General features: G+C 62.4%; 19 protein-coding genes. 10 read left to right on the forward strand and 9 right to left on the reverse strand.

The genetic code is table 11. From position 1 onward, the window contains the following. Positions 1-57: 57 nt before the first annotated feature. The 4 genes from ACILSL_RS18320 to ACILSL_RS18335 all read left to right on the forward strand — a co-directional run bounded on the left by ACILSL_RS18320 (position 58) and on the right by ACILSL_RS18335 (position 7,506). The gene (locus ACILSL_RS18320) at positions 58-789 is read left to right on the forward strand and encodes an HpcH/HpaI aldolase/citrate lyase family protein (RefSeq protein ID WP_395733504.1); all 732 of its coding nucleotides are present in this window, start codon (positions 58-60) and stop codon (positions 787-789) included. Next, positions 786-4,490, forward strand: a complete 3,705-nt coding sequence (locus ACILSL_RS18325; protein WP_395733505.1) for a DUF1553 domain-containing protein — start codon at positions 786-788, stop codon at positions 4,488-4,490. The genes ACILSL_RS18320 and ACILSL_RS18325 overlap by 4 nt, the downstream gene beginning before the upstream one ends. Before the next feature lie 13 nt (positions 4,491-4,503). Further along, a complete protein-coding gene (locus ACILSL_RS18330; RefSeq protein WP_395733506.1) occupies positions 4,504-5,781 on the forward strand; it encodes a DUF1501 domain-containing protein in 1,278 nt (425 codons plus the stop codon). A 168-nt stretch (positions 5,782-5,949) separates the two neighbouring features. Then, the gene (locus ACILSL_RS18335) at positions 5,950-7,506 is read left to right on the forward strand and encodes a N,N-dimethylformamidase beta subunit family domain-containing protein (protein WP_395733507.1); all 1,557 of its coding nucleotides are present in this window, start codon (positions 5,950-5,952) and stop codon (positions 7,504-7,506) included. Between the two features lie 424 nt (positions 7,507-7,930). On the opposite strand, the gene ACILSL_RS18340 is transcribed toward ACILSL_RS18335, so the two are convergent. The 3 genes from ACILSL_RS18340 to ACILSL_RS18350 form a co-directional block, all read right to left on the reverse strand. Beyond that, entirely contained in the window at positions 7,931-8,548 is a 618-nt protein-coding gene (locus ACILSL_RS18340) for a class I SAM-dependent methyltransferase (protein ID WP_395733508.1), read from the reverse strand. Between the two features lie 82 nt (positions 8,549-8,630). Continuing rightward, positions 8,631-9,116 (reverse strand): class I SAM-dependent methyltransferase, encoded by a 486-nt coding sequence (locus ACILSL_RS18345; protein ID WP_395733509.1) that lies wholly within the window; start codon positions 9,114-9,116, stop codon positions 8,631-8,633. 250 nt (positions 9,117-9,366) lie between these two features. Continuing rightward, positions 9,367-9,666, reverse strand: a complete 300-nt coding sequence (locus ACILSL_RS18350; RefSeq protein ID WP_395733510.1) for a hypothetical protein — start codon at positions 9,664-9,666, stop codon at positions 9,367-9,369. 258 nt (positions 9,667-9,924) lie between these two features. Here ACILSL_RS18350 and ACILSL_RS18355 point away from each other — a divergent pair, with 258 nt between their 5' ends. Continuing rightward, positions 9,925-10,377 (forward strand): DUF2846 domain-containing protein, encoded by a 453-nt coding sequence (locus tag ACILSL_RS18355; protein ID WP_395733511.1) that lies wholly within the window; start codon positions 9,925-9,927, stop codon positions 10,375-10,377. Positions 10,378-10,428: 51 nt separating this feature from the next. On the opposite strand, the gene ACILSL_RS18360 is transcribed toward ACILSL_RS18355, so the two are convergent. After that, a complete protein-coding gene (locus ACILSL_RS18360) occupies positions 10,429-11,730 on the reverse strand; it encodes a sulfite exporter TauE/SafE family protein (RefSeq protein WP_395733512.1) in 1,302 nt (433 codons plus the stop codon). Positions 11,731-12,368: 638 nt separating this feature from the next. Here ACILSL_RS18360 and ACILSL_RS18365 point away from each other — a divergent pair. From ACILSL_RS18365 to ACILSL_RS18380, 4 genes are all read left to right on the forward strand, one after another. Next, on the forward strand, positions 12,369-12,929 hold the full coding sequence (locus ACILSL_RS18365; RefSeq protein WP_395733513.1) for a hypothetical protein: 561 nt from the start codon (positions 12,369-12,371) through the stop codon (positions 12,927-12,929). 530 nt (positions 12,930-13,459) lie between these two features. Beyond that, positions 13,460-14,095, forward strand: a complete 636-nt coding sequence (locus ACILSL_RS18370) for an adenylate/guanylate cyclase domain-containing protein (protein WP_395733514.1) — start codon at positions 13,460-13,462, stop codon at positions 14,093-14,095. Between the two features lie 295 nt (positions 14,096-14,390). Next, positions 14,391-15,401: a ComEC/Rec2 family competence protein gene (locus tag ACILSL_RS18375; RefSeq protein WP_395733515.1), complete on the forward strand. Its 1,011-nt coding sequence runs from the start codon at positions 14,391-14,393 to the stop codon at positions 15,399-15,401. Between the two features lie 185 nt (positions 15,402-15,586). Beyond that, positions 15,587-16,531 (forward strand): alpha/beta hydrolase, encoded by a 945-nt coding sequence (locus ACILSL_RS18380; protein ID WP_395733516.1) that lies wholly within the window; start codon positions 15,587-15,589, stop codon positions 16,529-16,531. A 63-nt stretch (positions 16,532-16,594) separates the two neighbouring features. Here ACILSL_RS18380 and ACILSL_RS18385 read toward each other — a convergent pair whose 3' ends face one another. From ACILSL_RS18385 to ACILSL_RS18405, 5 genes are all read right to left on the reverse strand, one after another. Further along, positions 16,595-16,894 (reverse strand): hypothetical protein, encoded by a 300-nt coding sequence (locus ACILSL_RS18385; RefSeq protein ID WP_395733517.1) that lies wholly within the window; start codon positions 16,892-16,894, stop codon positions 16,595-16,597. Between the two features lie 154 nt (positions 16,895-17,048). Then, a complete protein-coding gene (locus tag ACILSL_RS18390) occupies positions 17,049-17,897 on the reverse strand; it encodes a hypothetical protein (RefSeq protein WP_395733518.1) in 849 nt (282 codons plus the stop codon). A 151-nt stretch (positions 17,898-18,048) separates the two neighbouring features. Next, positions 18,049-18,786, reverse strand: a complete 738-nt coding sequence (locus tag ACILSL_RS18395; protein ID WP_395733519.1) for a hypothetical protein — start codon at positions 18,784-18,786, stop codon at positions 18,049-18,051. Positions 18,787-19,065: 279 nt separating this feature from the next. Then, positions 19,066-19,458, reverse strand: coding sequence for a hypothetical protein (locus ACILSL_RS18400; protein ID WP_395733520.1), 393 nt, complete (start codon positions 19,456-19,458; stop codon positions 19,066-19,068). A gap of 399 nt (positions 19,459-19,857) precedes the next feature. After that, positions 19,858-20,058: a hypothetical protein gene (locus tag ACILSL_RS18405; RefSeq protein WP_395733521.1), complete on the reverse strand. Its 201-nt coding sequence runs from the start codon at positions 20,056-20,058 to the stop codon at positions 19,858-19,860. A gap of 1,154 nt (positions 20,059-21,212) precedes the next feature. Between ACILSL_RS18405 and ACILSL_RS18410 the strand changes: the two genes are divergently transcribed. Continuing rightward, positions 21,213-22,484: a penicillin-binding transpeptidase domain-containing protein gene (locus ACILSL_RS18410; protein WP_395733522.1), complete on the forward strand. Its 1,272-nt coding sequence runs from the start codon at positions 21,213-21,215 to the stop codon at positions 22,482-22,484. Positions 22,485-22,568: the final 84 nt, after the last annotated feature.

Consider the following 22,568-nt stretch of genomic DNA (forward strand, 5'->3'; position numbering starts at 1 on the left):
GTAATAAGAGCGCCTCGAAACCCATCATGCCGCGCCCAGCATCCAACTCCCTTTCTCATGCAAACTGAAGCACGCAGCTCTGACCTCCAGCTCGGCTCCTGGCTGCAGACCGGTTCTCCCATCGTCGCCGAGCTCGCTGATTTGAGCGGCTTCGATTGGTTGCTCATCGACCTTGAACATGGCTGCGGCACGGAGACGGCGGTGCTTTCACAGATCCAGGTGATTCGCCATGCCGCCGCCATCGTCAGGGTCGGCGCACCGCATCCTGAACTCATCGCGCGTTCGTTGGACTGGGGTGCGGCTGGCATCATGGTGCCGATGGTGTCCACCGCAGAGAAGGCGGCCGCCTGTGTGCGTGCCATGCGCTATCCACCGCGTGGCGACCGCGGCCTGGCTGGCATGGTGAGAGCCTATGACTACGGCCTCCATCGCGAAATGCCGCAGCCTGTTTTCTATGCACAGATCGAGACCATCGAAGGCGTGGAAAACGCGCGGGCCATTGCCGCCGTGGATGGGGTGGATGTGCTCTTCATCGGACCAATGGATTTGAAGCTCCAGCTTCAATCCTACCCGGAGCGCGCTCGTCTCGACTTTGCCGCGTGTCTGCGCGAGGTCGCGTCCGCAGCCCGGGAGGCTGGCAAGGCCTGTGGTCTGCTCTGCCGGCAGACGGATGATTTTGCCGAACTGCAAGCACTCGGCTTCACCCACCTCGCCATCGAGACGGACATCACGCTCCTGCGTGAGAGCTACCGCAACGTCATTCAACCCCTTCGCGCAAAGAAAGCATGAATCTGAGAGCCCTGATGGTGTTATCCGCCCTGTTTCACGCCTCAGGCATGGGGCTGCACGCGAATGATGGCAGGCCAGTGCTGCAACTGGACTTTGGGCAGGAGGAGTCGGCTCCGTTGATCGCGGTGGGCGGGGTGGTGCGGGATCAGGCGGGGCCGCGGCCGCCGGAGTTTCCGGACTTTGAGGCGGACAACACGGCCATTCAGCTGCAGGGCAGGGGCTCGCGCTATGAGATCAAGGACACGGGAGCGCAGAGCCCGTTCGATTTCACGAATGGCGATGCCATCACGCTGGAGACGTGGGTGAAGCTGGACAAGATCAGCCCCGGGCAGCCGGTGTATCTGATCGGCAAGGGACGCACCAACTCGCCGCATTTCGCGCGCAACAATCAGAACTGGTCGCTGCGGGTCATCGGCGGTAGTGAGGGGTTGGCGCACCTGAGTTTTCTTTTTGCCAGCGCTCCTGCACCCGGTGGTGGCAACACCTGGCACCTTTGGAACTCAGCGGCGTCCTTTCAGGTCAAGACGGGCTGGCATCATGTGGCGATGGCCTACGAGTTTGGCAGGCCGGAAACGATGCGCGGATGGATCGACGGAGTGGTGACTGACGGAGTCTGGAGCGTGGACGGAGCCACCACGAAAGCGCCCGTGGTGGATGATGACGATGTCTGGATCGGCTCATCGCTGGGCGGTAGCGCGGGGAACAGCCTTCAGGGCTTTCTGGATGATCTGGTCATCCATCGCCGCGCTCTGAGCGATGCGGAGATCTCGAAACACTGCCGGCGCACGGGCGGCCCGCTGGTGGTGCTCCCGGAGAAACCGGCGATGCCAAAGCTGGGGCCAATTGCTGATGGAAAGGTGCTCGTGCAGTTCAGCGAGGGGCTCTCCGCCTTTAACCGCTGGCCTGCCAAGGCGGAGCTGCCAGCGGAGACGGACCGCTGGATGAGCGATACGTTCCTGCTGCCGCGTGTGCCGCTGCGCTACGATGACTGGGGCATCCGCTCAGAGTGGAAATCGCCGCTGCTGCTGCGCATGGCCGCGGATGTGGCGCTGCCAGAGGGGTCGCGGCGGTTTCTGCTGCGGGCCCGTGCGCTGGCCCGTCTGTGGGTGGATGGCGTGATGATCGCCGAGACGAAGCCGGCCGATGGGAGCACGCCAAACGGACACGATGACGTCACGCCACTGGCGACTCCACCACTGCCTGGCCTGCGTGTGAAGGACTATCATCATCAAGAAGTGTTTGGAACGGCGCAGCTTCGCGGAGGCAAAGGGCGCATTGTCCTCGAAGTGGTGGTCGGTGGCAAAAACCAGCGCACTGAAACCGGCGAGCTGTGCGTGGCCATCGAGACCGAGGACGGCAGGTCGTTTTCCATTCTCCACGCTGGCAGCAAGCCCGGCCTGCCATTGACCGATGCAGCCGTGGAGCCTGTACTGGCTCAGATGGAGAAAGCCTTGTCTGATCTGGATGACACACATCGGCGGACTGCGGCACGCTCGCGAGATGCATTCTGGCAAAAGCGACACGACCTCGCCCGCGAATGGGTGACGCAAAATCCCGCGCCTGCTCCACCCAAAGGCGGGCACCCCATTGATGCCTTCATCGATGCGAAGATCGCAGTCGCAGTCGCATCAAACGCCGCATCAACTGGCGACTCGGGCGCTTTTCAAAAAGACATCCTGCCCATCCTCCAGGAGAAGTGCTTCCGCTGCCACGGCGAAAAAGACAAAGGCGGGCTGAAGCTGACCTCGCGTGCAGCGGCCGTGCGCGGAGGCGATTCGGAGATTCCCTCGATCGTGCCGGGCAAACCGGAGGCCAGCGAGATGATCGTGCGCCTGCGCTCTGAAGACGATTCGCTCGTCATGCCGCCGTCGGGCGAACCGCTTGCTAAGGCGCAGATCGAGAAGCTGGAGACGTGGATTCGCGATGGAGCTGTCTGGCCCGCCACGCCGGTCGCGCCCGAAAAGCTCGCCAAGTCAGCGCTCGCCAGCGACGAGGCCTTTCTCCGCCGTCTCAGCCTCGATCTCATCGGCCTGCCGCCTACGGCTGCGGAAGCGCGTGCCTTTCTCGCTGACTCCGCGCCTGACAAGCGTGCGCGCCTGATCGAGCGCCTGCTCTCAGACGCACGCGGCGCGGAGCACCAGATGGCCGACTGGCTCGATGTGCTTGCGGAAAATCCGACGCTCATCAATGCCTCACTCAACAGCACCGGACCGTTTCGGTGGTTCCTGCTCGATGCATTGCGCGACGGCAAAAGCCTCGACCGCATGGTCACGGAACTGATGATGATGCGCGGCGATGTCGGGCGCGGCGGCAGCGCGGGATTCGCTCTCGCCGGGGAAAATGACGCACCCTTTGCCGCGAAGGGCCACATCATCGCCTCCGCGTTTCTGGGCATCGAGCTGCAGTGCGCGCGCTGCCATGATTCGCCCTACCACAGCACCACGCAGCGCGATCTTTATTCGCTCGCGGCGATGCTCTCGCGCAAGACGGTGACGGTACCCGCCACGAGCCGAGTGCCCGCCGGTTTCTTCGAGAAAAAAGGCCGCGAGTCTCTCATCAAAGTCACGCTCAAGCCCGACGAACCTGTCACGCCCGAGTGGCCCTTTGCCGCCGCCACAGGCACGGCGGATGGCCGCCGCATCGACCGCTTGATGGACGATCCGAAAGACACGCGGGAGCGTTTTGCAGCGCTCGTCACCGCGCCGGAGAACCAGCGCTTTGCGCGTGTCTATGTGAACCGTATCTGGAAGCGGCTCATGGGCGCAGGCTTTGTCGAGCCTGCCCACGACTGGGAAGGTCGCGATGCCAGCCACCCTGAGCTGCTCGACTGGCTGGCCGCTGATTTTATCGCCCACGATTATGATCTCCGGCATCTGCTGCGACTCATGGTGACCTCTGCCGCCTATCAGCGCGAGCCCACGACGGACAACCTCGCCGCGCTGTCTGCAAACGAGCGCTTTTTCAGCGCGCCGGGACGGCGGCGGCTCACGGCGGAAGAGATTGTGGATTCGCTGCACTCCGCCGCAGGAAAGGCCATCGACTCCGAGGAGATCACCTTCGTCCATGATGGCCGTCATGCGCTGGACCGCAGGCAGACGCTCGGCGTGCCGCATCGCGCGTGGATGTTCGCCAGTCTGAACAACGAACGCGACCGTCCCAGCCTGGCCCTGCCTCACGCGCAAACAACGGTGGACGTGCTGGAGGCCTTTGGCTGGAACGGCTCGCGGCAGATGCCCATCTTTGATCGTCCCACGGACCCAAATCTTCTCCAGCCTGGCATCCTCGCGAATGGCACGCTGGTGCAAGCACTCTCCCGCGCCTCATGGCGCAGCGAGCTGGCCGATCTCGCGGTGCAGGCGAAGTCGCCCGAAGCGCTCATCGAGGAAGTCTTCCTGCGCTTCCTCAGCCGCAAGCCGCGCACTGCGGAGCGCGATGCCTTGCTGCCCGCGCTGCGCGAGGGCTTCGCCACGCGGCTCGTCCCTGCCGCCGAGCAATCCACGCCCAAAGCCGTCGAACCGCTGCCGCAGGTGACGTGGCTGAATCACGTGAGCCCCGAAGCCAACTCCATCCAGATCGAAGTCGAAAAGCGCGTCCGCCAAGGCCCGCCACCTGACCCACGACTGCGCAGCGCCTGGCGGGAGATTTATGAAGACCTCGTCTGGAGTCTGATCAATGACCGCGAGTTCGTGTGGAAACCTTGAACTTACTTTTTTGATGAACCGCCGACACTTTCTCAGCTCCACCGCCTCGCTCGCAGGCACAGCCGCGTTTTCCCGCCCGCTCATTGCCGCACCGGCGCCTCCGCTCATCCAGGGCAAGGCCGAGCACGTCATCTCCATCTGGCTCGGGGGTGGCATGGCGCAGACGGACACTTTTGATCCCAAACGGCGCGGCGATCCACAGGTGAAAAAAGCGGGCTCCTACTACGACTCCATCGACACGGCGGTGCGCGGCGTTCGTGTGTGCGAGCATCTTCGCAGGCTCGCGCCGCTCATGGATCGCGTGACGGCGGTGCGCACCGTGCATCACGATGTCATTGATGAACACGCCGCGGCCACCAACCGCATGCACACCGGCCGTCCGATCAGCGGCACGATCAGCTACCCCTCCATCGGCTCGATCATTACCCACCAGCGCGGCCCCGCTTCAGACAAAGCGCCGCCGTATGTGCTCATCGGCTATCCGAACGTCACTCGCGGTCCCGGCTTCCTCGGCGCGCAGTCCGGGTATCTTTATCTCACGGACACCAGTCGCGGTCCGGCAGGTCTCTCCCGTCCGCTTGATGTCAGCACCGCGCGTCAGCAGCGCCGGGGCCAGTTTCTCTCCGCGCTGCAAGCCAGCGCACCTCCGACCAGCGACCCGAGGCTGAAGAGCTACGATGCCGCCATCGAGCAAAGCCTGAGGTTCAGCGGCCCGGCGTTCAACCGCGTCTTCCAGCTCGATGAGGAGCCCGGTGCGCTGCGCCAGAGCTACGGCGGTGAGTTTGGCCAGCGCTGCCTGCTCAGCCGCAGACTGGTCGAGCAGGGGGTGCGCTTCGTCGAAGTCTCGCACAACCTGAACTTCCTCAACGGCACCGGCTGGGACGCGCACAATCAGGGCATCTTGAAACAGCACGAGCTGATCAAGGAACTCGACAGCGCCGTCGCCGCGCTCATCACCGATCTCGAAAGCCGCCGGCTGCTCGACAAGACACTCATCGTCATCACCACCGAGTTCGGTCGTCCGCCCGAGTTTGACGGCGGAGGTGGGCGCGGCCATCAGGGCAGCGCCTTCAGCTGCGTGCTGGCCGGAGGCGGCCTGCGCCACTGCGGAGCCTGGGGCGATACCGATGACCTCGCCAAAAAGATCGTCACGAATCCCGTCAGCGTGCCCGACTTCTTTGCCACCCTCTGCGCCGCTGTCGGCGTGGATTACACCGCCAGCCTTCACGACGGGGACCGCCCGGTGCCGATCACGGATCAGGGCCGTCCGATTGCATCGCTGTTCGCTTAGCAGGCAGAATTAACACGCACAATTGACCCCGCTGGGCACGTAGATGGCACTCGTCATGTGTTCGGAGATTCCAACCTCAACATGCATTTGCTACGCAGGTCCGCAGACCTCCCGGCGTAGCTGCATGCAGATTAGACCGCGTGGACCGAGCGGCATGGCAATGACCTTATGACACCCGACAATCCAACCCCATCCGATTTCTCCCGCCGTGCCTTTTTGAAAACCTCCGCCACCAGCGCGCTTGGTGGCGGCCTGCTCGCTGGAGCCCCCGGGGCCACGCGTGCTGCCCAGTCCGCGCGGAGCAATGTCATCGCCATGGAGAATGCCAGGGAAGGCACGCTCGACTGGCAGCTCTCCCGGGTGCGGCTGGACAAGTCGGATGGCTTTCGCTCGCCGTGGATCGAGGGCTACTGCTCGCGGCAAAGCGTGAAGGCGGGCGAGACGATCGACATCATGGTCTCGACAGCGCCCGCAGCGAAGTTCACGATCGAGATCTTCCGCACGGGTTACTACGGCGGCAAAGGGGCGCGACTGATGAAAGTGCTCGGGCCCTTCGATGGCAAGGCGCAGCCGATGCCAAAGCCTGGCGAAAAGGACCTCCACGAATGCCGGTGGGAGCCCACCACGACACTCGCCATTCCCGAGGACTGGGTGAGTGGAGTCTATCTTGGCCGGCTCACCACGCTGCCGGAGCAGCCTGACAAGCCATACTGGCAGAGCTACGTCATCTTCATCGTCCGCGATGAGCGGCCTGCGGACATTCTGTTTCAGTGCTCGGACAACACCTGGCAGGCTTACAACCGCTGGCCCACTCACTATTCAGTCTACACGCATCCAAAGGGCAACCAGGGACCGTGGGCCGATGTGAGCTTCGACCGGCCTTACGGACGGCAGTCGCAATACACCGGCATCGTTAATGACCCGCTTTCGGTCGGCTCCGGCGAGTTTACCTCCTTCGAGCAGCCGCTCTCCTACTGGCTGGAACAGCACGGCTACGATGTGAGCTATTGCTCCAACAGCGACATGCTCACACCAGATCGTGGCCTGAAGTGCCGGACATTCATCAGCGTCGGCCACGATGAGTATTGGGACATCCGCCAGTTCCGCAGCGTCGAAAAGATGCGCGATGCTGGGGTGAACCTGATGTTCCTCTCCGGCAACGCGGTATGCTGGGTGACGCCCATGCGCGCGGGCTTCGACGGGCGTGAAAACCGCATCATGTTTCGCGGCGGCCCCTACGGCGGCCAGCAGGACTATGTGAAGGACCGTCTTGAAAAGAACGGCCCATTCCCGGAGCATGGTCCCGACGAGGGCCTGCTGATAGGCGCACGCAACGGAAGGCCCATCAACGGCGGTGGCGACTGGATCGTGACCAATCCCGGTCACTGGATTTTCGAAGGCACGGGCATGAAAAAAGGCGATCGTATTCCCGGCCTCGTCGGCTGGGAGTACCACAACCTCGCCGCGACCGAGATACCCGGCCTGGAAATCATTGCCGAGGGGCCTGTGTGGGTCGGCGGCGAAACACTTTCTCACTACACCGCCACCGTTTATCCCGGGCCGAAAGGCAACATCATCTTCAATGCCGCGACCATCTTCTGGTGCCAGGGACTCAGCCATCCGCCCGGCCACACGTTGCCGTGGTCACACTGGTCCCGCCCGTTTGGCCCCGATGAGCGCGTGCAGCAAATCACCCGGAACTTTTTGAACAAGGTCCTGGCATAAAAAAACGCAGCGTTCCCTCCTTTCTCTGCTGTCTTCATCTCATAGCCCCCGGCTGTCGCAAAATAGCTCGTCGGCTCGGCACTGTGGACCTAACGCTGGAACCGTCCTTGGCGCTGTCGAGCAATGGGACACTCATCATTGTGTCTCACGACAGGCATCATTCACTGTCCCTCACTTTCACCGCTAGCAGATGCCCCAGGGGGGGCACCGCTGCTGCCCTTGCGCCCAGCGCTTTTCAAAGCTCATAACAGGCTCTAAAGCCAATGATCGTGATGCTAACTTTGCTGGTGTGTCATTGTTATCCAAGGGGCAAAAATCGTCAGCAGTGGAGCCTTCCAAAGGTCACCATCGATCAGCTGCCACCAATGAGGATGATCAATAAGCAAGAGCAAGGCACAGGTAATCGTGAAGTAATTTCGACCAACTAGCCCGCCGCCTTCTCCGCCTCCACATAAATGCTGTTCTCCGGCCGGTTATCAATCCGCTCCAAGTCTGCGCATTTCCCTTCGCGATACTTGCACGCCCGTGCGTTTACAAAGCCATGCTTCGTCAGCAGCTTGCACAGAGACGACTCTGTGTACATCCACTGGTGCCGGTTTTTTACCCCTGTGCCATCGTATTCCAGGATGCCCAGCAGCATCGCCGTCGGGTCCTCCGGATCATACAGCTTCACGTAGTGGTCCAGGCTCGGGATCACAAACCGCACCACCCCGCCCGGAGCCAGCACGCGCAAAATTTCACTCAGCAGCCGCGGCACATCCCACACAAAAATATGTTCAAACATGTGCGAGCTGAAGACGCACGCGCAGCTGTTGTCCGCCAGCGGAAATCGCTTCGTCACATCCAGGTAATGCAGCTTCTTAAACACCCCCTGCTCATGCTCCTCCAGCCGCGCCTGCGTGATGCGCCCCACCTTCCGCAGCAGCCACGGCAGCCCCGGAACCCTCGTCACCCAGATATGCGGCGTGATGTCCGTGTTGTACCACCCCTCCTGCGGACAGTTGAACGCCCCGAGATGAAGTTTGAGCAAAGGTGAAGTCATGTGCCAAAACCTAGTCCCCGCCCCATCAACCGTCAACGCACACCCCAATCCATTGTTTACCAACCAAGAACCAGCATCCAGCCTACACCCGCTGCACGATTACAAACACATGCTTTTCCGGCAGTTGATCATACTCCAGGTGCCGGCACACGCAGCCAGTCGCCGCCAAAGTTTGCAGCGTCAGTGAGACCCCCAGCGTGCTGTAATTCACCGGCACCCCCATGCTCGCATCCAGCCGCTCCTCCGGCGCATCCAGCCCGCCGAAAGTGAAGATGAAAACCCCGCCCGGAGCCAGCGCCCCGCACAGCTTTGTCAGCACCTCCGCGCAGCGCGCCAGCGGCAGATGCCACAGGCAGTCCCACGCCGAGATCAAATCATAGCGCCCCTCCGGCTCCCACACGCACACATCCGCATGGTGAAACGTGATGTGCGGCAGCCGCTCACGCGCCAGGGCGATCATCCGTGCCGACACATCCAGCCCCTCCACCGCATAGCCCCGCAGCTCCAGCAGCCGGAGGAAGCGCCCATGGCACCCGCACCCCACATCCAGCGCCCGGCCTCCCATCATAACTCCGGCCAATATCCCCAGGCTGCATGGCCGCAAGATGGCACCGCGCATACCCGCAGGCAAATCAAAGCCCCCGCAGACCGTCAAGGCCCACCCCACGGAAAACCATCTGCGTCACTCAACGCAAAGCCTCCATCCCACCACCACCACAGGGCAGGGGAGCCCCCCCTCAGCAGCCGCCATCACTCCCCGGTCCGGCCGCCCAGAGTGCAAGCGGCTCTGCGGTGGCATTCCTCCCCGGAAGCCTCAATCAAGTCTTCGACGCCTCGATAAACACAAACCCGCTCAGCGGTCGTGAGCAATCGGGCCATTCAGCCACCTCCACACATTCATCCATCACGAGCACCGGCGCGTTCCCTGGCTCATTCCTCACCATCTCCCTGGCCTTCAGCAGCTCTCTCACCAGCTCCAGCGCCTTGCCCTCGGCCTCCTTCGCAGTGTCAGCCTCCGGATACGCATGGATGTAAAACTCCCTCAGGCCCGGAAACTTGTCGTCCTTGTCCTGAATCAGAAAGTTTTGACCATGAACGATGACAGCAAATTTTTTCATGAGGAGATCAGGCGCAGTTAAACCCAACCCATCCAAGATGGCGCATGGCCGCACCTGGTTCAAGCCCGCTTGCACATTCATTCAGCAGGGTGAGCCCCCCCCCCGCAGACCCTCGCTGCATGGTGTCTCTTGCGCTCCACTGTGCCATGCTTGATCCCAATCCCGCCTGCCGGACGAATCCCCCTTGCTGCCAGACTCTGGCACACGGATCAAATCCATGCACCCCGCCCGACCATTCAAAAACAGAAAGAACCAGTCATGAAAAAACTGAGCCTGTTCGCACTCGCCCTCAGCAGCCTTCTCCTCGTCAGCTGCGCCGCTGTTCCCTTGGCTTCTTCATCCGCCGATGCCGAGGCCAAGCAGTTCCCACCTCAGTCCGGCAGAGCCAGCATCTACGTCACCCGCGGCTTTGGCGTTGGCTCGGCGCTCGTCTTTCAGACCATTCTCGATGGCCGCATCACCGGTGCACTCGCCCCCAATACCTACCAGCTTCTCAGCGTCCCGCCCGGCCAGCACACCCTCATCGTCACCGCCACTGAGAACATCCAGCAGACCACCCTGACCGTGCAGCCCGGCAGAAACTACTTTGTCGAAGTCAGCGTCAGCATGGGCTGGATCAAAGGCCGCGCCAATATCCAATCCATCGCAGATGCCGACGGCCGCCGTCAGGTCCTCAGCTCAAAACGCGCTGCTGCCACCACCTACCAGTAAGTTTTTCCCCGCCACTCTTCTCTGCAAATTCCCCCATGGTCAGGCTGCTTCTCAGTGCGCATGCCCGGGTCCGTATACCAGCCCATGCCATCCGGCCCAGGCCATGTAGCCCGCCAGCAGCGTCAGCAGTACGCATGACACATACGGCGCCTTCCGCATCCACTCGCCAAAGCCGCTGAATCTCTTCTGCGCATGCTGCACGCTCCACGCCGCCGCCGCGCCCACTGTCACCATCGTCAGCGCCAGCCCAAAGCTGAACGCCCCCACGATCGCAAAGCCCAGCGCCACCTTCTTCAGCTGCAGGCACACCAGCAGGATCGTAAACGCCGCAGGGCAGGGCATCAGCCCGCCCGTGATCCCAAACATCACGATTTGCGGCGTCGTCACATGCTTGCTGCCAAACCTCCGCGCGATGTCCTCCGCGTGCGCCCGCTCATGTGCATCCTGGTACACATCCCCCTCCGGCCGCACCTCCTCCGCAACCACCGGCGCATGGCTGTGGCCATGCCCGGGCTTATGCCCCTGCGCCGCCTCCGCAAACTTCAGCCGGTAAGTGTGCGCATGGTCCGCATGGCCCAGCGTCAGCGTCGCCATGAACTCATGCGACTCCGGCAGCATCGCCGTCGCCTCCCAGAAGCCCGCCCCCGGCTCAAACTGAAACACCTGCGTGCTCCCATCCAGCCGCGCCGTCTCCAGCGTTAACAAATTGCCCTTCGGCAGCGGCACCGCAGCACCGCTCGCCGTGCACGGGTAGATCCGAAAGCGCGGCGGCACCCCGTCCTCATGCACCGCGATCTCCAGCCACCCATGCCCAGTGTCCAGCAGCATCCCCCCATGCGACCCATGCGTGCGCTTGCCGCCCGCCCTCAGACTCGGCGCCTTGAATCCCGCTGGCATCACCACCTCATGCTCAAACATCCCCGCAGCTCCATCGCCATGCTCATGAGAATGCCCATGCTCGTGCGAATGCGAGTGCCCGTTCCCATGCCCCATCCCATGCGCCGCAGCCTCCGCCACCTCACGGCGCGTCCTGATAAACATCCACACCGCCAGCCCCAGGATCAGCGCCGCAGAGCCCAGTTGCAGGTACGGCTCCACCGTCTCCGCATTCCAGTGCCCGCCGTACTGCAGCGCCACCGCCGCCAGCACCCAGATCAGCAGCGAGTGAGACATCGCCGCAGAGAGACCCAGCAGCACCGCCTGCCACACCGTCCCGCGGATCGCGATGATAAACGCCGCCATCATCGTCTTCGAGTGGCCCGGCTCCAGCCCATGCAGCGCCCCCAGCAAAATCGCCACAGGCACATACAGCCACGCATGGCCGCTGCTCAGGTAATGGGAAAAAGAATTCATATCAATAAAAGTCGTGAGGTTCACTTCGCGGCCTCGCAGCAGCTCGCTCAGGCAATGCAGCGCACGTTCCACCACCAGCCAAAGTCACAAAGGAACTTCGAGCCGCAGAGAATACGTTCCTCAAGCTCCCCACTCTGCACCTACTTCACCAACCTGCCGGACCCATTTTCAAAATTGCCCATCAAACTCAAAGCCCGCGCATCTCCCCCTTAAAAAGAATCAAGAGGGCGCCAACATCCAAAGAGTCAGCCCTTCAATCTCCGCCCCTCTGCGGCAAATCCGAACGTCCCCCCCAGATCCCGCTCCACCCAGAGCCCTTCGTCACCATGGTATAAGATGGTATCCGGAACCGTGTCACTTTCCCGGAATCCTTCTGCCGATTCGTCGAACCAAGAACCTCTCTCTCAAAATTTCATTTGCATTTCCCCCGCCCTTTTTCGCCGCCTCATCATCGCAGCCCATCCCGCTTGCTTATCACCTCCACACCATGCCTTGTACCCGCAGGTGCACCCGCCCGCGCATGAAGAACCGCGCAGACACCGCCGGAGATCATTCCGTCGCCCAAACCACGAGTCTTAGCCCCTCGTGTCCTGCTCTCAGACAACCTCACCACCCCCGCACCGCACCCACCCCTGACCATGACCCCCACCATCGCCACCGAAACGCTCCTCACAGACCTCGCCCAGCTCAGCGACATCGACCTCGCCAAAAAACGCCTCGAGCCCAAGAGCGCCCGCAGCATCGAGCTCACCCAGGAGGCCAAAGGCCTGCGCACCCGCATCCCCGCCTCCGTCCTCCTTCACTACGACGCCCGCCTCTCCCGTGGCAAGCGCGGCGCCGCCCGCATGCGCAACAACACCTGCGGCGGCTGCCATCTCGCCCTCCCCAGCGGCCAGCTCGCCGACATGCGCCACGCAGACGCCGCGCTCGTCCTCTGCTGCAACTGCAGCATCTACCTTCTCCCCTCCCTCCCGGACGAGTCAGCCCCAGCAGTCGCCGCAGAAGTCACCAAGCCCGCCGCCAAGAAAGTAGCCGTCAAAAAGCCGCGCAAACCCAAAGCCGCCAAAGCCACCGCCACAGACGAGGCAGCCGCCTCCTCCGAAGAGGAAGAACTCGAAACCGAAGTCACCGCCGCCTATCAGGCCCTCCCAGCCGAAGCACAAAGCGAATCCGAAGCCGAGATCGCCCTGCCAGCCTAAAGACCGGGACCCCGCTCAGCCCGGATAGGATAGCATTAAATACCAGCCCATGGAATCTCCCATGGCTGGTATTTTTTGTGATTGAGGTGGCAGGTAGTGCAAGCAGCCCTGATCAGGGCTGACCGGGACCGACTTGGCCGATGAAACAATTTCGTCCATCGCGCCAATGACAATAGAATGTGGCATCCAGCGTCCGAAGTCGGGCAGGGGAGTCCAGCGCCCCTGAAGCGTCTGCCGGGTGCCGATCTCGACCAAAGTGGCCCCACTGCTGCCAATCCTCCAGCGCCCCGCGTTCACTTCCCCCCCGGAGGACCGGCGTCCCGCCTGTCAACGGATCGAGGCGTCCCGCCTCCGATTTCCCACCGAGCGCCGCCCCATCCCCGCTCCCCCGCCGAAGAAAACCTTGGCATCGCCCACGGCAAAGCTAGCATCACGCCCCTTTCGAAAACCTCCATGCCCGCCGTTCCCTCCGTCACAGCGCCCCACCGGCCCCTCACCCTCGTCCCCGCCTTTTGAGAATGGAACCCCTCATGTCCTCCGTCCACGAAGTCGGCATCCACGCCTCGCAGGAGCGCCTCGAAAAACTCCTCGCCGAGCGACTCACCCCCGGCGCAGACCGCGCCGCCATCGACGCCCGCATCTGGAATCTCTTTGGCGAGACCTGGGCCGTCATGTTCACCGATCTCTCCGGCTTCTCCCGCCACGTCGCCGAATTCGGCATCGTCCACTTCCTGCAGATCATCTATGAGGCCCAGCGCATTTTCACCCCCTGCGTGGACAGAAACGACGGCATCCTCTTGAAGGTCGAAGGAGACAGCATGCTCATCATCTTCCGCACCGTCGCCGGCGCCCTCCAGTGCGCCATCGACATGCAGCGCACCGCCAAAGCATACAACACCGGCAGGCCCCAGGAAGAGCACATCCTGCAGTGCATCGGCATCGGCTACGGCCATGTCCTCCGCATCGGCGACTCCGATGTCTTTGGCCGCGAAGTCAACGCCGCCAGCAAGCTCGGCGAAGACACCGCCGAGCCCTGGGTAATCCTCGTCACCGATTCCGTCCAAACCGCCGCCGAAACCGCCGAAATCCCCGACCTCCGCTTCCAGTCCATCCCTGAGATCCCCCCCGGCGCCAGCAGCGCCGCCCGGCTGCTCTACGATCTCTGAGAATAGAAAGCCGCCGCTGCTGCTCCACTCACACTCATCGCCAGCTCTACCACCTGGAAACGGCATTTCTGGAGTTCCGGACATTTGAATTAGCGTCACGTCAGCGTCTCATCAGCGGTTAAAAATCCAATCGTTTTCACCCACGGCCCACCGTTCGTCACGCAGCTGATCTGAAATCTCCAACCGCTGACATGACGCTGATAAACGGTGTTTCCGGCCGGTGTTCTAGCCTTTTAAACTCAGCTGTGAATCCCGCCCGCGATCACGTACTCCTCTCTTCATTCTCCCAGTCCCCATGCCCCTTCGCACTCTCTCCGCCCTGCTGCTCCTCACCCTCCTCACCACCCACGTCCCCGCCGCAGAGCCCACCTTCAGCTTCACCGTTCTTGAGATCCCGGACATCCAGCGCGGCGCGGGGCTGGCCATCGTCATGCGCACGCCTTCCGGCAGGACCTGGCTCTACGACACCGGCACCGCGCACCCTGAAAAACTCTCCTCAGACGGCTGGCTCGCCAACTTCAATGCCGGGCGCGATCTCATCGCCCCGCACCTCGCCAAGGCGGGCGTCACCAGCATCGACGGCATCTTCATGAGCCACGCTCACTACGATCACTTCGGCGGCCTCCTCTGGCTCAAGGATCATTTCCAAATCAAGCGCCTCATCGACTGCGGCTACCTCTTCCACAGCGACGCCGAAGCCGACTACCTCGGCACCAACAAAGCCGAGCTCGACCACTACACCCGCGTCCGCGAAGAATTCCGCGCACGCGGAGCCTGCCTCAGCGCCACCGCTGGCGAAACCCTCGCGCTCGATCCCGATCTCAAGATCGAAGTCATCGCCCCGCCCAAGGCCTTCTTCAAAGATCCCAAGCTCCCCGGCCGCCCCAAGAACGACAGCCCCTCCCACTTCCTCGTCAACGCCAACTCCCTCGCCCTCCGCATCCAGTTTGGGGAAATCGTCTTCCTCCTTCCCGGCGACATCCAGACCGAAGACATCGAAGCCAGCCTCATGCCCTTCGTTGATCAATCCAAGCTCAAATGCCACATTCTGGTAGCCCCGGGTCACGGCATCCATCCCATCCCCAAAGAATTCGGCGCAGCCACCCACCCCGAAGTCTCCATCGCCAGCGTCTTCCCCCGCTATGCCAGAGGCATCCGCAGCACCAAAGACCTCCAGGCCCTCGGCACCCAAACCTACGTCACCGGCCTCCACGGCAACGTGAATGTCACCACCAACGGCAAAGCCTACCAAGTCACCACCCAGCGCGACGACACCTCGAAGCCCGCACCCGCTCCTGCAAAGTAAGCGGCTTGCCACAAGCTGAATCCAAATTTCAGGTCCTCTGAATTAGCGTCTTATCAGCGGTTAAAATCCCGCCGTTTCACCCACGGCAATCGATCCAGACAAATTCATGATTCCTCGATTTAGAACAGAGCTTCTCTTCAATCCCACGTACTCTTCTCGTTCCTCCTCCTAATCACTTTGTCCCCATGCGCCCTTTTACTCTCTACTGCCTGCTCTTAATCGCATTCTGCCTCACTTCGCACACCCCCGCCGCTGAAGTCCCCGCAAAGCCCGTCACCGCAGCCACCACCACACCCGCGCCCCGGCTCACACCCACCGAGCGCATCGCCCTCTGGCCCGGCAAAGCCCCCGTGGGCGATGGCACCTTCGAAGCCAGCACGCACGAGCTGCAAGTCTTCCTCCCGCCCGCCGCCAAAGCCAGCGGCATGGCCATCGTGCTCTGCCCCGGCGGCGGCTACATCCGCCACGTCACCGACCGCGAAGGCTACCCCATCGCCCAGTGGCTCAATGACCACGGCATCGCCTGCATCATCCTCGAATACCGCCTGCCAAAGCTCCGCCATGCGGTCCCCCTCCTCGATGCCCAGCGCGCCCTCCGCCTCACCCGCGCCAATGCCAAACGCTGGCACATCGATCCCCAGCGCACCGGCATCCTCGGCTTCTCCGCCGGCGGCCACGTCGCCTCCACCGCCACCACCCATTTCGATGCCGGACAGCCCGACGCCACCGATCCCATCGAGCGCCTTAGCTCACGCCCCAGCTTCGCCTGGCTCATCTACCCCGTCGTCACCATGGGCGAGTACACCCACACCGGCTCCCGCAAAGAACTCCTCGGCGAAAACCCGCCCGCCGATCTCCAGCGCCTATACTCCAACGAACTCCAGGTCACTGCAGACACCCCGCCCGTCTTCTTCGCCCACGCCATCGATGACAAGCCCGTCCCCATCGAAAACAGCCGCCAGTTCGTCGCTGCTATGAAATACCACCACCTCCCCGTCGAACTCCTCGAACTCCCCGCCGGCGGACACGGCTTCAACGGCTGCAAAGGCCCCCTCTGGGAGCAGTGGAAAGCCGCCGCCCTGGAGTGGTCCGTCAAGCAGGGCATCATTCCCGTCCATCAAATCGACTAGCCCAGCATCGAAAATCCTGCCAAAAATCAGGGCGCCACTCCATGATGGTTCAATGTTGAGCGTTCAGCGTTCTCTCCGGCCCGCACCCCACAGTTTCGCTTGCGCACTCCCGTTCACCCGCAGCTCCTCCAGCGCCACCTTGCCCGCGCAGAAGTCCCAGCCCAGCCCCAGCGCCGCGATCTCACTCGGTGTGATGCACGCCCTCCGCAGCTCCTCCGTGCGGTTCACATCAAAGCACCCCGCATGCACATACGCCGCCGCATCCCCCGGCAAAAAACCCGCCTGCAGCCACTGCCGTGCGGCCACTTCCGTACCTTGGATTGCAGCGGCCATTTCAGCTAGATTACGGGGACTCGGGTTCATGCCTCACCCCATGGCACAAACTTAGAAACTGTTCGAATAAACAGTCATTTAAAGATCACGCTCCACTCGCAGGCAGGCCCTCCAACCACAAAAAAATGCCCGGCAGGATCTCCCGCCGGGCATTTTTACAACACCTCAAACAAACAACCTCGCATCAGCAGCATTCGCACCCGCCATGGCACTCTTCCGCTGGCGGCGCTTCCTGCGCAGGCGCAGTGTTCGTGGACCCCGCGCTGTTTGTGCCGATGAAGGTCGAGTTCACATTGTCCGGGTCATCCTGGCGGTGGCGGTCCTTCAGCGACTTGTCTCCGCCGAAGTAGATGCGCAGCCCGCCCAGCAGATGCGCGTAGCCGTTCTCACCCACACCGCCGTCCGCGTAGATCGCCACACCCTTCATCGGCGTCTGCCACTCCACGTGCGCCATGCAGAAGCTGTGGTTAAAGCGGTTCTGGTACTCCAGCCGCACCATCAGATCATCCACCGGATACACCGCCGCGTAGAGTCGTGCCGCCACAAAGCTCTCGTGTGTCGCCAGCCCCGGAAACGTTGTTGGCACGTGCGAGTCGTAGTTGTCATACCCCGCCACCGCGCCCAGCGTCGCCTGCTTGAAGTAATACTCACCCTCCGCGCCTACGATCACATCCGTGAACTTCTGGCTCGTCATCCCGCTGAACACCAAGCCGATCAGCCCCTTGCCCGGATCACGCGCAAAGAAGTGCGATCCCACGCCAAAGATGTTCGTCGAAAAGCCATGCTGATACAGCCCGTCAAACTGAGCACCAAAGCGCTGACCCAGCGGCACCGAGAGTGATCCCGCCAAACCCCGCGTGGAGGCGCGGTTGATCGCGCCGTAGTTCGCATCCAGTTTGCCATTGATGGCCGAGACCGCAGGCTCCGCAGCCGCCGCTACGATCCCTGGTACAGGTTCGCCCGCATGGAGTTCAGAGACTGAGGTGGCTGCCAGTGTCGCAAACAGTGAGAGAGTAAGTAGGAGTTTCATCATAGAAAGTTGATTGAAACGTCCACTCCAATCCTTCACGAATCAACAAGACTCAGACTTAACTGGTCTAAAAAAAACTTTACCTTTTCCCATCTGCACATAAAACGCCCGGCAGGGGGGGGCGCTGGGCGTTTTTCAAATCATGCAGCCAAGGTCAGCAGGCCCGTCGCATCGGCTCAGTCGTCCATGCGTGGGGGCGCCCAGCAGGTGCGGGGCTTGCAGTATCGCTGGAGCCCGCGCTGTTCGTGCCGTTGAAGTTTGATCCCATGTTAGACAGGTCGTCCTTGCGGTGGCGATCCTTCAGCGGCTTGCTGCCACCGAAGTACACGCGCACACCACCCATCACCATGGCGAAGTTGTTGTCACCCACGCCCGCATCCGCAAAAACGGCTACACCACTCATCGGCGTCTGCCATTCCACATGCGCCAGATAGAAGTTGTGGTTGAAGCGGCTCTTGTACTCCAGGCGCACCATCAGGTCATCCATCGGGTAGACCGCCCCATACACGCGCGCCGCCACAAAGTTTTGATGCGTCGCCAGTCCCGGAAATGCGGTGGCCACATGCGAGTCGTAGTTGTTCCACCCGACCACGGTGACCAGCGTCACCTTGTCGAAGTAATACTCGCCTTCCATCCCCACGATCACATCCATGAACTTCTGGCTCGTCGTCCAGCTTGAGGCCAGACCGATCAGTCCCTTGCTTGGATCACGCGCAAAAAAGTGTGTGCCCAAGCCATACATGTTCGTCGAAAAACCATGCTGATACAGCCCGTCAAACTGCGCGCCAAAACGGTGGCCCAGCGGCACCGAGAGCGATCCCGCCACACCTCGTGTGGAGGCACGATTGACCGCGCCATAGTTGGCGTCCAGTTTGCCACTGATGGCAGACACAGCGGGTTCGGAAGCCGCCGCGATGCCCTGAGGGGGGCGGCGGGCCAGCGTGGATTTGCGTCACCGAAGTGACTGCAAGAACAGCAAGTAGGGTGTTTAGGGACTACATTCTCAGTGATTTGTTGATCAGTGCTGCGCCGGCAGTATGGACGCCCAGAGCGGCAGAGTCCCGCCATTTAATAATAAAGAAAACCTTAATGCCGGAGAGGTTTGAGTCGGCCGCCGCCAAGGCAGGGGAAGCCCGTCCAATAACACCGCTTCCATCGAATGCCTCCGCCGTCACTCCGCCAGCATCATCCCCACGGCCCCCACCAGCCATTCAAGCGCCTTCGCCTCATCCACGAAAACATCCGCCTCCAGCCCTGCATTCGTCGCCACCGTCACACAAAATCGGCCGGGGTCGATCATCTCTGCCGTGGTCACCACGGCCACTCGCACCCTCCCTTCCGAAGCCTTCGCCCACTCACGCACAAACTGATACCGTGCGGTCAGCTTTGGCGATGGGATCCCCGTCACCTCTGTCAGCACCACCATCAGCCGGCCCACACCCGTTTCATGCGCAAACGAGATCGCCTCTGCGACCATCCCCACCACCTCCGCCAGCGTCAGCTCGCCAGCAGGTCGAAAAACCGCATGAGCTTCCTCCTGATGAAAGTATTTAGGAGCGTCCATCTGTCATAGTTAAACGTTCCCACTCGAAAGAAAATGGCAGCGAAAGTCGCGAATGCCATCCCCCCGAACCTCCCCATGGCCTGGGCCCCAAATGGAGCATGATAGAAACCCTGCCTCAGCTTCAGGTCTCCGGCAGGGTGGTTGCTCCGGCGGCGTCAGGGGGGCATCCTCTTGATCCCGCTCATTCCTCATCGTGTTGTCCGCATCTTTCGCTCCTCCCAGCCAGACCACAGCTACCGCTTTCGCCATCCTCGCTGACCACGCCTACCAGCAAATACCCGAAAGCGGCAGCCGGTAATCTCTCTTGGCTCAGTCCCCCACGCCCCATCACGCGCCGCTCGAAAGCGGCAGCTGCACCCTTTCAAGATTGCGCTTGCCCCCCCCCAAGATCGAGCCTCCTCACGCCTCCCTCTCCCCATCCTCCACTTCCTCCCGCTCCGCCTCATCCTCCGGCACCACACGGTACCCTGACTCACCCGCAGCCGCGTCCCACGTCTCCAGTTCCGCCAGCCGAGGCGACGCAATTTTCAGCGCCAGCGGCAGATTCCCCAGCGCATCCTCCGCCGTCGCCTTGGTCTTGGGCAAATCCTGAGTTTTCATGGTGAATCGCTTCCTTCCTTCGGGGCATCGCACCCCAGCGCTTCGTTGCGTTTATGATTCTGCACCCGCACACCCCATGCAGGCAGGGCAGGGGAGTGAACCGCTATTGCAGTTCCTCAAATCAGATCCTCCTTCCGTGTATCCCTTGGTTCAAGTTTCCGGTCCTCTCTCCGTTCTCCCCATGTGCGTCCATTCCTTTGCCAAAAAAGACCGCCACCGCAGCCATCCCCTTAAAAAAGTGAACTCCCTCACGCCCGGCGCGTCCAAACCACCCTCACACACGATTATTAGCAGACGCCAGTTTTGTTGGCGGTCTGCCCTGCTGCGCGGTATCTTTTTCCACATTTCCTGCCTGTGATCCCCCCCTCGCCGTCCGCCCCCCGGGCCGCGCTCAGTCATGACACATGGCTCGCCGCGCCCACCGCCCCCACCACCCTCAGGCAGTTCCACCAGGCGCTTCGGCACCTCTCTCCGCGCTCACCGCCGCCTGCACACTCACCCTGGCCACTGCTCAAGTTCACAGCGCAGAACCCGCCGCCGCCCTACTCCGCACTCATGCCCCCCCGCTGTCACGGTAACAGGACATGATCTCGCCCCGTCCCAGGGAGTCCCCGAGGCTTGTCCCAGGCAACTGCTCACGCTCCGACGTCAAGCCCTTCTACTTCGTCATCCCCGCGCCCCGTGGGCAGATCCTCGACCGCAAAGGCCGCCTTCGCGTAAAACAACACCACCGTCCGCCGCCTCCAGTTCACCGTCCCCGCAGACAAGCGCAGCACCCTGGAGGACCTACACCGCCTGGCTTCAGCAGGAAATCGACGCTACCAAGGCCGATCTTCCGCACGCCTGCCCGAGCGCGAAACCTCAAGCGTCACTACGAATCCTGCCACAGCTCTCGTCGTCACCGTCAGCGATGCCTTCCCCCAGGACCTCACCATCGACCCCCAGAAGCACCCCCGCGCCACTCTCCGCACCGAGTACCTCCGCCACTACCCGCACAAAGGCATGGCCGCCTCGGCTACGTCTCCTCAGACGGCGCACCGCCCGCCGGCGCCATCCTCCGCAATGAACCCCTCTGGCAGCGCACCAAAGGTGCCACAGGCCTGGAGGCCGCATACAACAAGCAGCTCACCGGCACCGATGGCACACTCTGCCTCATGATGGCAGATGCTGGTAGCGTCGTCTACCAGCAGGTCTTTGCCCCGCCTGCCGCCGGGCGCGATGTCGTCACCACCCTCAATCTCGAAACCCAGCGCCTCGCGGAGAGCGCCCTCGCCCAGTCCAAGCACCGCTGCGCCATGGTCATCGTCGATGCCTTCACCGGAGACATCCGCGCCATGGCCAGCCTCCCGCAATACGATCCCAATGCCTTCGCCGGCGGCATCTCCTCCGCCGATTTCACCGCCCTCACGCAGGACATTGACGGCCCCCTCTTCGACCGCGCCCTCCTCGGCACCTACCCGCCCGGCTCCATCTTCAAGCCCATCGTCGTCATGGCCGGACTCCGCGCCGGCACAGTCGGCGCCCAGATGGAGTTCGAATGCGGCCCCTCCCTCATGATCGACGGCCGCGAATTCGACAACTGGTCCAAAGACGATCACGGCTTCTTCAATGCCCGCGCCGCCCTCATCCGCTCTTGCAACACCTACTTCTACCAGTCCGCCATGGTCACCCGGGACCGCCCCATCCTCTACATGGCGCACGAGTTTGGCCTCGGCACCGCCCCGGTGCTCCCGCTCAAGACCGCCACCGGAAACCTTCCCCAGAGCGCCCCGTCCAATCACGACCTCGCCAATCTCTCCATCGGTCAGGGCGTCACCGAGGCCTCCCCCCTGCAGATGGCCATGGTCATGGCCACCCTCGCCAATGGCACCTGCCGTCCGCGCCCCCGCCTCGTCTCCCATACCCAGTCCCAGAGCGGCCGCCTCGGAGACGTCAGCATCCCCTGTCGTGAGGCCCTCATGCCCGTCAGTCAGATGGACCTCGAAACCGTCCGCAGCGGCATGTTCGGCGTCGTCAATCACGCCCGCGGCACCGGCAAAGCCGCACGCCTGAAAAAAGTCGCCGTCTTCGGCAAGACCGGCACCGCCCAGTGGGTGCTGCGCGGAGCCAAGGCCAACGTCGTTTGGTTCGCCGGATTCGTGGATACCAATCCGCCCCTCGCTTTCGCCGTCATGGTGGAGGGCAATGCAGGGCAGGGCGGCCTCTCCGGCGGCGGCACCGCAGCCCCCATCATCGCCAAAATCCTCCACGACATCGAAGACCGCCCCACCGCCCATGACGTCAAGTTCACCCCCGACAACGTCCCCGAAGAAAACGATCCCCTCACCCCCGAATTCATCCCGCCTCCCCCCGGCTACTATGGCGGCCCCCCACAATACCGCGAAGACCCCGGCATCGGCGGCTTCTTCCAGCGCCTCTTCCGCTAACAAAATCTTCCTCCGACTCCGCCGCCGCCGTCACCACCCCAGCGCCCAAACAGGTTCAATAGGTCTAAAGACCTATCCCCCACC

Source organism: Prosthecobacter sp. (assembly GCF_044222345.1).
Classification (GTDB): domain Bacteria; phylum Verrucomicrobiota; class Verrucomicrobiia; order Verrucomicrobiales; family Verrucomicrobiaceae; genus Prosthecobacter.